The sequence below is a fragment of the Streptomyces sp. 2131.1 genome (genome assembly GCF_900105515.1).
GTDB lineage: Bacteria > Actinomycetota > Actinomycetes > Streptomycetales > Streptomycetaceae > Streptomyces > Streptomyces drozdowiczii.
On record NZ_FNSY01000001.1, the window covers coordinates 3,048,024 to 3,060,472 of the forward strand.

The 12,449-nt window shown below is 73.3% G+C and carries 16 protein-coding genes; 7 read left to right on the plus strand and 9 right to left on the minus strand.

The annotated features are described in order from the left end of the window. The first annotated feature begins 85 nt into the window (after positions 1–85). Complete coding sequence (locus tag BLW14_RS13685) at positions 86–730, plus strand: helix-turn-helix domain-containing protein (protein ID WP_093707506.1); 645 nt, start codon at positions 86–88, stop codon at positions 728–730. A gap of 44 nt (positions 731–774) precedes the next feature. On the opposite strand, the gene BLW14_RS13690 is transcribed toward BLW14_RS13685, so the two are convergent. Then, positions 775–1,143 carry a VOC family protein gene (locus tag BLW14_RS13690; protein WP_093707508.1) on the minus strand — a complete coding sequence of 123 codons (369 nt, stop codon included), beginning with the start codon at positions 1,141–1,143 and terminating at the stop codon, positions 775–777. A gap of 140 nt (positions 1,144–1,283) precedes the next feature. Here BLW14_RS13690 and BLW14_RS13695 point away from each other — a divergent pair, with 140 nt between their 5' ends. Next, positions 1,284–2,381, plus strand: coding sequence for a protein kinase family protein (locus tag BLW14_RS13695; protein ID WP_256332768.1), 1,098 nt, complete (start codon positions 1,284–1,286; stop codon positions 2,379–2,381). 4 nt (positions 2,382–2,385) lie between these two features. Next, positions 2,386–3,138, plus strand: a complete 753-nt coding sequence (locus tag BLW14_RS13700; RefSeq protein WP_093707512.1) for a class I SAM-dependent methyltransferase — start codon at positions 2,386–2,388, stop codon at positions 3,136–3,138. 78 nt (positions 3,139–3,216) lie between these two features. Here BLW14_RS13700 and BLW14_RS13705 read toward each other — a convergent pair whose 3' ends face one another. Next, positions 3,217–3,390: a CsbD family protein gene (locus BLW14_RS13705; RefSeq protein ID WP_093707514.1), complete on the minus strand. Its 174-nt coding sequence runs from the start codon at positions 3,388–3,390 to the stop codon at positions 3,217–3,219. A gap of 151 nt (positions 3,391–3,541) precedes the next feature. On the opposite strand from BLW14_RS13705, the gene BLW14_RS13710 reads away from it, so the two are divergent. Continuing rightward, a complete protein-coding gene (locus tag BLW14_RS13710; protein ID WP_018519530.1) occupies positions 3,542–3,712 on the plus strand; it encodes a DUF5670 family protein in 171 nt (56 codons plus the stop codon). Positions 3,713–3,947: 235 nt separating this feature from the next. Here the strand turns inward: BLW14_RS13710 and BLW14_RS13715 are convergent, their stop codons facing one another. Further along, on the minus strand, positions 3,948–4,643 hold the full coding sequence (locus BLW14_RS13715) for a VOC family protein (RefSeq protein ID WP_093707516.1): 696 nt from the start codon (positions 4,641–4,643) through the stop codon (positions 3,948–3,950). A 175-nt stretch (positions 4,644–4,818) separates the two neighbouring features. Between BLW14_RS13715 and BLW14_RS13720 the strand changes: the two genes are divergently transcribed. Continuing rightward, positions 4,819–5,106 (plus strand): DUF1905 domain-containing protein, encoded by a 288-nt coding sequence (locus tag BLW14_RS13720; protein WP_177153967.1) that lies wholly within the window; start codon positions 4,819–4,821, stop codon positions 5,104–5,106. Positions 5,107–5,118: 12 nt separating this feature from the next. Here BLW14_RS13720 and BLW14_RS13725 read toward each other — a convergent pair whose 3' ends face one another. The 4 genes from BLW14_RS13725 to BLW14_RS13740 are packed head-to-tail and all read right to left on the minus strand — an operon-like array spanning position 5,119 to position 8,160. Continuing rightward, positions 5,119–6,075: an endonuclease/exonuclease/phosphatase family protein gene (locus BLW14_RS13725; RefSeq protein WP_177154216.1), complete on the minus strand. Its 957-nt coding sequence runs from the start codon at positions 6,073–6,075 to the stop codon at positions 5,119–5,121. Positions 6,076–6,104: 29 nt separating this feature from the next. After that, positions 6,105–6,815: a TetR/AcrR family transcriptional regulator gene (locus BLW14_RS13730; protein WP_093707520.1), complete on the minus strand. Its 711-nt coding sequence runs from the start codon at positions 6,813–6,815 to the stop codon at positions 6,105–6,107. After that, a complete protein-coding gene (locus BLW14_RS13735; RefSeq protein WP_093707522.1) occupies positions 6,812–7,486 on the minus strand; it encodes a DUF4166 domain-containing protein in 675 nt (224 codons plus the stop codon). Before BLW14_RS13735 ends, BLW14_RS13730 begins: the two co-directional genes overlap by 4 nt. Next, entirely contained in the window at positions 7,483–8,160 is a 678-nt protein-coding gene (locus tag BLW14_RS13740) for a hypothetical protein (RefSeq protein WP_093710720.1), read from the minus strand. Before BLW14_RS13740 ends, BLW14_RS13735 begins: the two co-directional genes overlap by 4 nt. Before the next feature lie 224 nt (positions 8,161–8,384). Between BLW14_RS13740 and BLW14_RS13745 the strand changes: the two genes are divergently transcribed. After that, positions 8,385–9,839 (plus strand): choice-of-anchor A family protein, encoded by a 1,455-nt coding sequence (locus BLW14_RS13745; RefSeq protein ID WP_093707524.1) that lies wholly within the window; start codon positions 8,385–8,387, stop codon positions 9,837–9,839. Positions 9,840–9,870: 31 nt separating this feature from the next. Here the strand turns inward: BLW14_RS13745 and BLW14_RS13750 are convergent, their stop codons facing one another. Together BLW14_RS13750 and BLW14_RS13755 are read right to left on the minus strand one after the other, a co-directional pair. Further along, a complete protein-coding gene (locus tag BLW14_RS13750; RefSeq protein ID WP_093707526.1) occupies positions 9,871–10,362 on the minus strand; it encodes a hypothetical protein in 492 nt (163 codons plus the stop codon). A gap of 43 nt (positions 10,363–10,405) precedes the next feature. Next, positions 10,406–11,437 (minus strand): ArsR/SmtB family transcription factor, encoded by a 1,032-nt coding sequence (locus BLW14_RS13755; protein WP_177153968.1) that lies wholly within the window; start codon positions 11,435–11,437, stop codon positions 10,406–10,408. 36 nt (positions 11,438–11,473) lie between these two features. On the opposite strand from BLW14_RS13755, the gene BLW14_RS13760 reads away from it, so the two are divergent. Next, the gene (locus tag BLW14_RS13760; RefSeq protein ID WP_093707528.1) at positions 11,474–12,370 is read left to right on the plus strand and encodes an aldo/keto reductase; all 897 of its coding nucleotides are present in this window, start codon (positions 11,474–11,476) and stop codon (positions 12,368–12,370) included. The last annotated feature ends 79 nt before the right edge of the window (positions 12,371–12,449 follow it).

The following is a 12,449-nucleotide window of genomic DNA, read 5'->3' on the forward strand; positions in this document are numbered from 1 at the left end:
TGCTCTCCGGGGGTGCGGGGGCGGCCCAGCGCGTGGCAGCTTGCTGCCAGTCTCGCGGGATCCGGGGTGCTGCGAGACTGGCGGTATGCGGAACGAACAGATCTTCTCGGTCCACGGCGACGCGGAGCTGCTGGCACGCGCGGGGCACCTCCTCGAATCGGCCCGCACCGAGTTCCTCTGCGCCGCCCGCACCCTGACGACGTGGCCCCGGCCGGCGACCTGGACGACCCCGGGCCCCGACTTCACGACCCGCAAGCTGCTCACCCCGGCCGCTCTGGCGGACGAGGCGACCCGGGACCACCTGCGGCTGGTGCTGAACGCGGGCGCCCAGGTGCGCATCACGGACGCGGAGCTCCCGCACGAGACGATCATCATCGACCGCCGCGTCATGATCCTGGCCGGCCGCGAGGCGCCCGCCGGCCGTGAGTACTCCGTGACGACGTCGAGGACGATGATCGACGGCGTCCACTCGCTGTTCGACGCGATGTGGAACCGCTCGGCCGCCTACACCACGTACCTGGCGACGGACACCCCGCACCTCACCCCGGAGTCCCGCCAGATCCTGGAAGCCCTGAGCACCGGCCTCACCGACGCCTCCGCCGCCCGCCACCTGAACCTCTCCCTGCGCACGTACCGCCGCCGTGTCGCCGACCTGATGACGACCCTCCAGGCCGCGTCCCGCTTCCAGGCGGGGCTACGGGCGGGCGAGCTGGGGCTGCCGGGGCGGTGAGGCCGGAGGTGAGGCCACCCGGCGGACGTGTGTCGTACGCGCCCTCACTCCGCCGGGATCGGCTGCGTGAGGTTGACCGCGTTGCCGTCGGGGTCGCGGATGTGGGCGACGCGTTGGCCCCACGGCATGTTCTTGGGGCCGCCGCTGACCGAGCCGCCCAGGGCCTCCACGCGGCCGAGCGTCTCGTCGACGTCGTCGACCTCGATGCCGAGCAGGATCCGGGGCGCCGCGGCGTCCGCCGGGTCCGGCTTGGTCACCAGGCCCAGGTCGGTGTCGCCGATGCGCAGGCCGAGGTAGAAGTCCGGGCCCTTCGCGGGGACCCGGAAGATCTCCTCGGCGCCGAACAGGTCCGTGTAGAACCGGCGCAGCACGTCCTGGTCGGCGGTGAGGATCACGGGCTGGATGGTGGACATGGCACTCCTGTCGAGGACGGTCGGGTCACTGGGTGGACCGTCCGCGACCGGAGAACTCATCGGTCGCCCCACGTGGGAGGGTGGCCGTCCGTACGAAGCCGCTGGAGGCGCGTGTGAAAGGCCCCGACATACCCCGGGACATGTCCCGCAGTGCCCGGCTCGCCGCACACGGTGCCGCGTCCACGGCGCTGGCCCTGCGCAGCGACCGCGGTCTGCGGGACCTGCTGGACGCCGGCACGCCGCTGGGCGCGGGCATCGGCGGCCGGACCGTGCTGCTGGACGTCGAGGGCACCCCGGTCTTCGTCAAGCAGGTGCGGCTCACGGACCTGGAGCGGGAACCGGAGCACCTGCGCTCCACCGCGAACCTCTTCGGCCTCCCCGCGTACTGCCACTACGGCATCGGCGCCATCGGCAGCCCGGGGTTCGGCGCCTGGCGGGAGCTCGCCGCGCACACCACGACGACGGACTGGGTGGTCGCCGGGGCGTACGAGGGCTTCCCGCTGATGCACCACTGGCGGGTGCTCACGGACTCCGGCGCCCCGCTTCCCGAGGAACTCGCGGATGTGGACCGGGCCGTCGCGTACTGGGGCGACGGGTCGGCCGTACGCGGACGGATCGAGGGGCTGCGGGACTCCACGGCGAGCCTCGTGCTGTTCCTGGAGTACATCCCGGACAACCTGCACGACTGGCTGGACGCGCGGATCGGGGCGGGCGGGGACGCGGCGGAGCGGGCCTGCGCGATGGTGGAGGACGAGCTGCGGGCCGGCATCGCGTTCATGAACGCCCACGGGCTCCTGCACTTCGACGCCCACTTCCAGAACATCCTCACGGACGGCCACCGCCTCTACTTCGCCGACTACGGCCTCGCGATCTCCTCCCGCTTCGACCTGTCCCCGGACGAGGCCGCCTTCGTCGTGGAGCACGGGGCGTACGACGAGTGCTACGCCGTGAACCACCTGGTCAACTGGCTTGCCGTCGCGCTGTACGGCCACCCCCCGGCGGACCGCAGGGCCTTCGTGGACGCCTGCGCGCAGGGGGCGCTCCCGGAGGGGGTTCCGGCGTCGATCGCGGCGCTCCTGCTCCGGCACGGACCGGTGGCCTCGGCGATGGGCGGCTTCTGCCGCGCGTTCCAGCGGGAGAGCCGGACGGTGCCGCACCCGCTGGGGACGATCGGCCCGGTCGCGTGGCCGGGAGCCACATACTCGGTGGACAACTCGGCGGCCGACAGGGACCGTTGACCGAATGCAGCAGCAGAAGATCTGGGGCGCCGACACCGCCCGACGCTACGACACCCCCGGTTCCGGGATGTTCGCGCCCGAGGTCCTGGAGCCGGCCGTGGACAGCCTCGCCCGGCTCGCCGATGGCGGAGGAGCACTGGAGTTCGCCATCGGGACGGGCCGCGTAGCCGTACCGCTCGCGGGGCGCGGGGTGCCCGTCACCGGCATCGAGCTGTCGCGCCCGATGGTCGAGCAATTGCGTACGAAGGCCGACGAGGCGGCGATTCCCGTGATCGTCGGTGACATGGCGACCGCGGTCGCCCCCGGGGAGTACTCGCTCGTCTACCTCGTGTACAACACGATCTCCAACCTGCTCACGCAGGACGAGCAGGTGCGGTGCTTCCGCAACGCGGCCCGCCACCTCCCACCCGGCGGCCGGTTCGTGGTCGAACTCTGGGTACCCGAGCTGCGCACGCTGCCGCCGGGCCGGACGGCCACGGTCTGGCAGTCCGAAGCCGACTACATCGGGCTGGACACGTACGACGTGCTCAACCAGCACGTCGTGTCGCACCACTTCCGCTTCGACGAGACCGAGGAGGCGCAGCTGTTCCGCAGTCCGCACCGCTACATCTGGCCGGCCGAGCTCGACCTCATGGCCCAGTTGGCCGGCTTCGAGCTGGAGAGCAGGCACGCGGACTGGACCGGCGCCGAATTCACGGCCGAGTCGGGTTCCCACGTCTCCGTGTACCGGCTCCCGGTCTCGGGGGACCTCCCCTAGCGCTCTGCCATGACGGCACGCGCAGGGCCCCGCGGACCGGTCGGGTCGTCCGCGGGGCCTGCGTGCGGGAGGAGCGCGTCAGTCGGTGAGGGCGTCCTTGGCCTTCTCCTTGGCCTGGCGGGCGTCGCCCTTGGCCTGCTCGGCCCGGCCCTCGGCGGTGAGCCGCTCGTTGCCGACGGTCCGGCCGGCGACTTCCTTGATCTTGCCCTTGGCCTGCTCGGTCTTGGCCTCGGTCTTCTCGTCAGCAGCCATGTCACTCACCCTTAGCTGTACTCGGTATCGGGATGTCCTCCGCCTGACCGAACTTTCCGGTTCCAAACGCGGCAGTCGCGGAATCAGCCCGCCATAAAAATTTCCTCACCGCGGATGGATTAACGCGCCAACCGGGGGCAACAGGCCGAACATGCTTCCTATCATTCTGGTTCTCCTCCTCGCCCTGCTCCTCTTCGGCGCCGGTTTCGCCCTCAAGGCACTCTGGTGGATCGCCGTCATCGTTCTCGTCGTCTGGCTGCTCGGCTTCTTCATCCGCCCCGCAGGTCACGGCGGCAAGCGTGGCCGCTGGTACCGCTGGTAACCGTCCCCCGACCATCCTTTTCGCGAGATCCGGCAGCTTTTGCTGCCGGATCTCGCCTTCATGTTCCGGGGCGGGAAACCGGGCCGCGCGCCGCTCGCGAACGAGAAACGGGAAATGCGACGCGCGGAGCGCCTTTCGGCGCCGTAACCCCCCTCATTGACCGGTCAGCCGCCGCGGCCGCGCAAGTGCCGCCCGCGTGGACGCGATCAACTCGCCGTCCGGCCGCGCCCGGGCGCTACGGCGTCGGTGTGCGCAGTACGCGGAACTCGTTGCCGTCCGGGTCGAGCAGCATGCCGTCCGGTCCGGGGCGGGCGCCCAGGGACCTCAGGCGGGCGGTCTCCGTCGCCTCGTCGGCGTCGGCCGGGAGGGCCAGCTCGAAGTACAGGCGGTTGACGTCCGGCTTCGGCGGGACCGGCGGGCCGCCCCAGGTGAGCTTCGTGCCGCCCTGCGGGGACTGGATCGCGGTCTCCTCGTCCTGGTCCCAGACGAGCGGCCAGCCCAGCGCCTCGCTCCAGAAGTAGCCGACCGCCCGGGTGCCGTCGCACGCGACCGCGCCGATGACCCCGGTGTCCGCGAGAAACTTGTTGCCCGCCTCGATCACACAGAACTCATTGCCGTCCGGGTCGGCGAGGACGATGTGGCCCTCCTCCGGCGTCTGGCCGATGTCGATGTGCCGGGCACTGAGGGCCAGCGCCCGGGCCACGGTCTCCCGCTGGGCCTCCGGCGTGGCGCTGGTCAGGTCGAAGTGGGCCTGGTTCTGCCGGGTCTTGGGCTGCCGGCTCTCGGTGAAGCGGAGGCCGAAGCCCTTGCCGTCCGGGGGCAGCACCGTGACGGCGTCCGCCCGCTCCCGGTTCAGGAGCTCGGCCCAGAAGCGGGCCAGGGCCGCCGGGTCGGTGGCGTGGAAGCCGATCGCTGAGAGCTGGGGCGTCATGTTCCGTACTTCTCCGATTCGTTGGCGGCGCGCCCGCGCAGCATAGGGAGGGGGCGCGGGCGGCGCACCCCGATTTCGCGCGCCCCCGCCGCCGGATACGCTGACCGGCTCGGCCCCCGCCCCGACAAAAACCCCACCAAAACCCCGACAAAGACCCCGACGAACGGACACCGCCGTGCGAGTCGTGTTCAGCAGCCGCGTCATCGAGTGGCGCGGCCCCGCGCCGTACTACTTCGCCCCCGTGCCCGCCGAGCAGGCCGACGACATCCGCGAGGTCGCCGCGCTCAGCTCGTACGGCTGGGGCGTGGTCCCGGTCGAGGCCGAGATCGGCGGGACCGCCTTCACCACGTCGCTCTTCCCGAAGGACGGCGGCTATCTGCTGCCGCTGAAGAACGCGGTCCGCGCGCCGCAGGACCTCACGGCGGGCGACGACGTGACCGTGGCGATGACGGTCCGCCTCTGACGCGCGCGTCCCTCAGTCCGGCGTCACCCGCGCCGTCACCGGCAAGTGGTCGCTGCCCGTGCCGGGAAGGGTGCGGACGCGGCCGACGGTCGCCCCGCGGGCCATCACCTGGTCGATCCTGGCCAGCGGGAAGGACGCCGGGAAGCTGAACGCGAAGCCGCGCTTCGAGACGTTCAACCGCGAGGTCAGGGGCGCAAGGCCCCGGTCGTCCACCGTGCCGTTCAGGTCGCCCAGCACGATCACCGGACCCGTCGCCTCCGCGTCCAGCGCCCGCCCCAGCAGCCGGGCGCTCTCGTCGCGCCGGGCGGTGCCCAGCCCGCCCGCGCCGAGCCGGAACGACGGCAGGTGGGCCACGTACACCGCGACCTCGCCGTGCGGGGTGCGGGCCACCGTACGCAGGCCCCGGCTCCAGCCCTCCGTGATGTCCGCCGGCTTGATGTCCACGGTCCGGGTACCGGAGAGGGGGTGCCGGGACCAGAGGCCCACGGTGCCCCGGACCTCGTGGAAGGGGTACGCCGCCGCGAGGGTCTTCTCGTACGCAGGCAGCGCAGCGGGCACCAGTTCCTCCAGCGCGATCAGGTCGGCGCCCTCGGCGGCCAGCGCGCGGGCCGTGCCCGCCGGGTCGGCGTTCACATCGCTGACGTTGTGCTGGACGACGACCAGGTCACGCGGGCCCGGGTCCCCCGCCGGCAGGAGCAGCCCGCCGAACGCGTACCCCCACGCCACCACCGGCAGGACCACCGCCACCAGCGCGAGCGCCGACCGGCGCAGTACGGCCAGGGTCAGCAGGGGCACGACGGCGAGACCGAGCCACGGGAGGAACGCCTCCAGGAGGCTGCCGAGGCGGCCGGGGGTGTTGGGCACGACACCGGGGGCGGTGAGCAGGAGCGCGGTCAGGGCGGCGAGCGCGGCCGGGACCCTCCCCCGCCGCCACCGGCCGGCGGGCGGCGCATCGGAGGACCGGGGCACGCGGGGGCGCCACACCGTCCGGACCCTGGTCACGCGCGCCCCCGGTTCCCCGACCTGCGCAGCCGCGACCGCACCGCGCGCTGCGCCACCGGGCCCAGATCCTCCAAAGCGGCGGCCAGTTCGGCGAGCTGGTCCAGTGCGGCCAGGGCGCGTTCGGCGCCGTCCGGGTCGACGCCCTCGTACAGTTCGAGGCCGACGAAGGCCGCCGACGCCGCCTTCGCCAGGCCCCCGACGTCCACGAACCCGCTGAGCGGCGTGTCCGCCAGGACGCGGGCGAGGACCCGCTCGATCTCGTCGGTCCAGAGGGTGAGGCCCGCCGCCGTGGCCGCCGCGAGGCGCGGCTGCGTCTGGCCTCCGGCGAGCAGCTGGCCCAGTACGGCGACGTGGCCGCCCGCCCGCTCCGAGGCGTTCAGTTCGCGTGCCACGGCGAGGAGTTCGCCCAGCGAGCGCACGCCGTCCAGCCGCTCCCGGTAGGTCGCGAGGCGCTGCTCGGCACCGTGGCGGCAGGCGGCGGCGAGCAGGTCGTCGACGGTGCCGAAGTGGTAGAAGACCAGCGCCTGGTTGACCCCGGCGGTCGCGGCGATGCTCCGCGCGGAGGTCTTCGCGATGCCCTGCTCGGTGAGCGTGGCGAGGGCCCCGGTGAGGAGTCTGGTGCGGGTGTCCTCGGCGGAGGACGCGCGCCCGGAACTCCCCCGCCGCGCCCCGGAACCGCCACCCCCGGCCGGGGGAACTCCGCTCATGCCCGTGCCTCCTCGCGTACCGGCCGCAGATCCTGCCGTATCCCGTGCGCCCGTGCGTACTCCGCGGTGAACGAGCCCTCGTAGCCGAAGAGGGGGCCGAAGCGCCGGTTGGTGACGCGGACCTGGATGCGGAAGCGGCCCGCCGCCTCGTCGTACGACTCGCGGACCACCGCGTCGCCCCCGACGAAGTGCGGCACCCGGATGTCCACCGGCCCCTCCCGGAAGCGGTGCTCACCGGAGCGGATGACCAGGGCGCCCGCCCCGTCCACCGTGAGGTGCAGGTCGGTCGCGAGGTGCTGGTGGGTGCCCAGGTAGTCCACCACGCAGTTGCGTTCCGGGCTGTGGACCATCGTCGCGTCGAACCGCCGGGGCCCGTCCGCAAAGGCGAACGTCCGCACGAAGGTGACCGTTTCGCGGCCGAAGGAGTCCGTGAAGGGCACGTTCTCGATGGTGAACGGGATGTCGCGGCCGGCGCGCGGGAGCAGGATGTTGCGCGTGCCGCCCACCGCGAGGAAGGGCCGCACCCACGGGCCGCCGTGCCAGACGCGGTCCATCACCCCGCGCCCCGTGCAGGACTCGCCGCTGTCGAGGCCGACGGAGAAGCGGCGCCGGATGCGCGGGTGGAGGCGGTCGAAGTCGGCCCCCAGGGCCTGCTGGAAGATCGAGGTCACGGGCGCTCCAAGCGGTCGAGCAGGGCGGGCGGGGTGGCGGTCGCGGTGGCGGCGGGGCCGCGACCGGGCGGGCGGCGCAGGCAGCGGCGGGCGGCCGGGGTGCCGGGCAGCGGCGGCAGCAGGACGGCGGCGAGCAGGACCGGCACGGCGGCCGGCAGTGCGGCCCAGGCCGCCAGCGCCACCGCCGCCAGCCGGACCGCAGCCTCCCCCAGGCCCCGCCACAGGGCGCGCTCGGGCGTGATCCCGCGCTCGCACCACAGCCGCAGCCGGTCGAACGACCAGGCGGTGGCCCAGCCCATCAGCGGCCGGAAGAGAAGGCGGTCCGCGAGCCGGCCCGGGCGGCCCCAGCGCGGCTCGTAGTCATACCCCGTCAGGAAGCGGAGGCCGCCCTCCGCGCAGGGCACGTAACGCCAGTAGCCCCGGCCCTCCGTGAGGAACGACAGCGGATGCCCGCACGCGAAGCGCAGCGCCGACGTCCGCGTCCCGTCCGGCCGGTGGCGCTCACCGGCGGAGATCCCGGTGCCCGCGACGAGGAGCCCGGGCAGCACCCGCACCCCGTACGTGAACCGCTGCGGCTCCCCCTCCGCGCCCGGCAGATACGCGATCCGCGTGAACCGCAGGTCCCAGCGCTGATGCCGCGCCGGGTCCTGGGTGCGCTCCCAGACCCGGTCCATGCCGTCCCGTATCCGGGCCTCGACGTACAGGCCACCGCCCACTGTTTTCCCCACCCCCGGACCGTTTGAGCAGTCGCTCAAATCGCAACGGTGCAGACGGTAGACGACTTTGAGCGACTGCTCAAGCGGGCGGCGGCCAGTCGTGGGGACGTCGGGGTCCGTGCGGGTGGTCCACGGCCTCGCCGCCCCCGGAAGGCCACGCGCGCGGGCTTACGTTTCCCGGCATGAAACGCACCAGTGCCGTCGCCACGACCGCCTGCCTCCTGTGCCTGGCCGCCGCCGTCCCCGCCACGGCCGACTACTCCGGCAACCCGCTGACCGGGGACAACGGATTCGGGGTGCTCGTCCAGGACGACGCTGTGCTGGGCAGCACGGAGACCGAGGGCTCGGTGGCCATCGGCGGGAACCTCACCTACGGGCCGGGGTACAACGTCGCGCTGCACACCCCCGGCACGTTCACCGCGCCCGGCGACGACCGCCCGACCGCGCTGCTCGTGGGCGGCAGAATCGATCATGCGGCCAGCTCGCCGCAGGGCGTGCTCCAGGTCCTCAGCCAGGGGTACGTGAAGGTCGGCGACCCGACCGGCTCCTCGATCCTGGACCAGGACTCCAACAACGCCGAGGTCAACACCCACATCGTCCCCGAGGGCTCCGGATACGACTCCGCGCCCCGCATTCAGGAAACGATTCACCAGCCCGTCGCCTCCGTCACGGACACCACCGGACTGCCCGACCTCGACGCGCTCTTCTCGACCTTCCGCGACCGCTCGGACGCCATCGACACCTGCTCCGCCAACGTGGTCCTGCGCGACGCCGCTGGCGACCCGCTCCCCGACCAGACGGGCTTCCCCGCCGGTACGAGCGCACACGTCAGGCTCACCGAGGGCGAGACGAACGTGCTCCGGCTGACCGGTGAGCAGCTGAACAACCTCTCCGAGATCACCTTCGACAGCCGGCCGACGGCGACGACCCCGTTCGTGGTCGACGTCGACACGACGGGCACGGGCGGTACGTACAGCTGGCACATCCCGAACCTCGCGGGCGTCTCGGGCGACCAGGCCCCGTACATGCTGTGGAACTTCCCCGACGCCACCGACATCACGATCGCGGACGGCGACTCGCTGGAGGGCACGATCTACGCGCCCCGCGCCCACCTCACCGACCTGGACGCCTCGAACATCGAGGGCACGATCGTCGTACGGGAACTCACGGCCGGGCCGCTCGGCGACGACGGCACCGCGGTCAACGCAGGCGAGATCCACCAGTTCCCGTTCGCCGCCGACATCGAGTGCAGCGGGGAGGGCCCGTCGCCGTCCCCCACCCCGAGCCCCACGGACCCGACCCCCACGCCCACGCCGTCCCCGACGGACTCGACCCCCACCCCGAGCCCCACGGACCCGACCCCCACGCCCACGCCATCCCCGACGGACTCCACCCCCACCCCGACCCCGTCGGACTCCACCCCTGTCCCGACGCCCACGGACTCCACTCCCTGGCCCAACCCGACGCACAGCCACCCCGTACCGCCCCCGGACCACGGCGGCCACCACCACCGGCCTCCGCACGGCGGGCTCGCGGACACCGGCACGGCCACCACCCTCTACGCGGCGGGCGGGGCCTTCGCGCTGGCCACGGCGGGGATCTTCCTGCTGGGGCGGCGTCGCCGGCCGAGGCACTGACGTACCGAATCCGCGTCTTCCCGAGCCGGGCTCACCGCCCCGGGAACCGCTCCCCGCACGCGCTGCAGAAGACCGGCGCCGACTCCGGGGACATCCGCCCGCACTCCGGGCAGACCCGGTCCAGCGCGCACGGGGCCTCGCCGCCCTGCCCGGCGTAGACCGTGGGCTTGAGGGCGAGGCCGGGGCGGCGGCGGTGGACCGTCAGGTAGGCGAGGCCGTCCGGGCCCGCCGTCAGGGAGCGGCGGGAGGTGCGCGGCAGCCACGTCGCCGTCGTCGGGGTCAGGGTCAGGGGATCCGCGCCGCCGCCGGGGGTCAGGCGGCCGCTGCCCGCGAGGACGACCAGGAGCACGTCGAGCACGTCCTCCTGGTGCTCCCCGACCTCCGCGCCCGGGGGCAGCCGCACCAGGTTCGCGTCCAGCTCCCTCCCCTGCCGGTCGAGCTGCCACAGGGCGCCCCGGTCGTCGGGGGCCGCCGCGGCGAGCAGTTCGTCCAGTACGGCGAGTACCTCGGGAGTCGCGTTCACGCCGACCAGGCTACGACCGGGTGCGCCGCGGAAGGGGGCCGGATCAGGCGGAGGCCGCCCGGAGGAGGGTTTCGGCCGCGGCGGTGCGGGCGTAGAGAACGGAGCGGCCGGCCCGGTGGGCGCTCACCAGGCCCGCGTCGCGCAGTGCGGTGAGGTACTGGGACACCCCGGCCGCCGAGAGGCCGGTGCGATGGGCCAGTTGCGTGGTGGAGGCCGGGATCTCCAGCTCGGTCAGGAGCAGGGTGCGTGAACGGCCCAGCACCGCGGACAGGGTGTCGGCCCCCACGGCGGGCCGCGCCTCCCACAGTGAGCCGACACCGCGTGCCTGATAGGCGAGTTGGGGCGGGTCCGGTGGCGTCGTCCGGGTGCGCAGCCCCGGTCCGCCGAAGGCCGACGGGATCAGCAGGAGGCCCGTGCCCGCCGTCGTCCGGGTCAGTGGCTGCTTGCGGTGGGCCATCCGCAGGGCATTGCCGTCCCAGCTCACCGACGGGTGCAGGCCGCCCAGGAGGTGGCCGGTGCCGTGCTCGGCGGCCAGGCGTGCCCGGTGGAGGATGTCGGCGTCCAGGACTGCCCGGATGCGGGCCCAGTAGGGGGCGAGGGCCAGTTCCCAGTACGTTTCGAGCTCCGACGTGAGCTCGGCGAGAAGCGGCCCGTACGGGTCGTCGCGCAGGGCCCGCAGCCGGGGTCCGAGGGTCCCCTGGTGGCGGGCCAGGTGGTCGAGGTCGTGGCGTACCCGGGCGCCCGGCGTGGCCCGGATCGCCTCCCACTCCGCCGCCGGCGCGGGGGCCGGTCCGGTGGGGGCCGGGTTGAGGAAGTCGGGGACGTAGCCACCGGTGTGGGGGATCAGCTCGCCGAGCCAGCCCCGCTCCAGTCTGCCGGCCACCCAGCGCGGACGTACCTGCCCGGCCCAGGCGCGGTGGACCGGATGCGCGGAGTCCGATCTCAGCAGCCGGAAGCTGGGCGTGACCTCCCACATCGGTGAGACCGAGAACCGCACCCGCGCGAGATCACTCGTCGAGAACGCCAGCTCCGCCAAGACACCCGCCCCCTGTGGATTCAGGTATGCCTGAATCATTGGCGGGGCAGCCTACCGCGCGGCGATCATCCCGCCATGACCTCACAGACCATCAATGCGGCGGCATCGGGCACCTGGAAGATCGGTGACCTGCCGGTCCACCGGATCGGCTTCGGCGCGATGCGCCTGCCGCAGCACGGCGAGGCGCTCGACGCCGATGCCGTACCGCGCGGCCGCGATCAGGCGATCCGCGTACTGCGCCGCGCCGTCGAGCTCGGCGTGAACCACATCGACACCGCCGCGTTCTACTTCTCGCCGCTGCGCTCGGCCAACGAGCTGATCAACCGGGCCCTGGGCCCGTACCCGGACGACCTCGTCATCGCCACCAAGGTCGGGCCGGGCCGCGACGCCTCCGGCCAGTGGCAGGCACACGCCACCCCGGCCCAACTGCGCGGCCAGGTCGAGGAGAACCTGCGCCAGCTCGGCCGCGACCACCTCGACGTGGTGAACCTGCGCATCGTCGGAACCGACTCGATCGCCGAGCGCTTCGGCGCACTCGCCGAACTGCGCGAGGCCGGGCTCATCCGCCACCTGGGCCTGTCGAACATCCGCCCCCACCACCTGGCCGAGGCCCAGGCCATCGCGCCGGTGGCCTGCGTCCAGAACATGTACGGCATCGGCGCGACGCCCGAGCAGAAGCAGCTGCTGGACATCTGCGGCGACCAGGGCATCGCGTTCGTGCCGTTCTACTCGATCGCCGGCACCGGACGCACCGCCGGCGCGACCAACGGCCACAGCCCGGAGGTGTCCGCCCTCGCGCGCGCCCACGGCGTCAGCCCGGCCCAGATCCGACTGGCGTGGACCCTGCACCAGGGTCCGCACATCCTGGCCATCCCCGGCACCGGCGACCCCGACCACCTCGTCCAGAACATCGCCACCGGCTCCCTGCACCTGTCGGAGGAGGACCTCTCCACCCTGCGCAAGGCGGCATGAGCGGGCCCTCCCGCGCCGAATCGGCCTAGGGCCCGTATCGGCCCCGGGCCTGTATCGGCCCTAAGCTGACGCTCTTTGC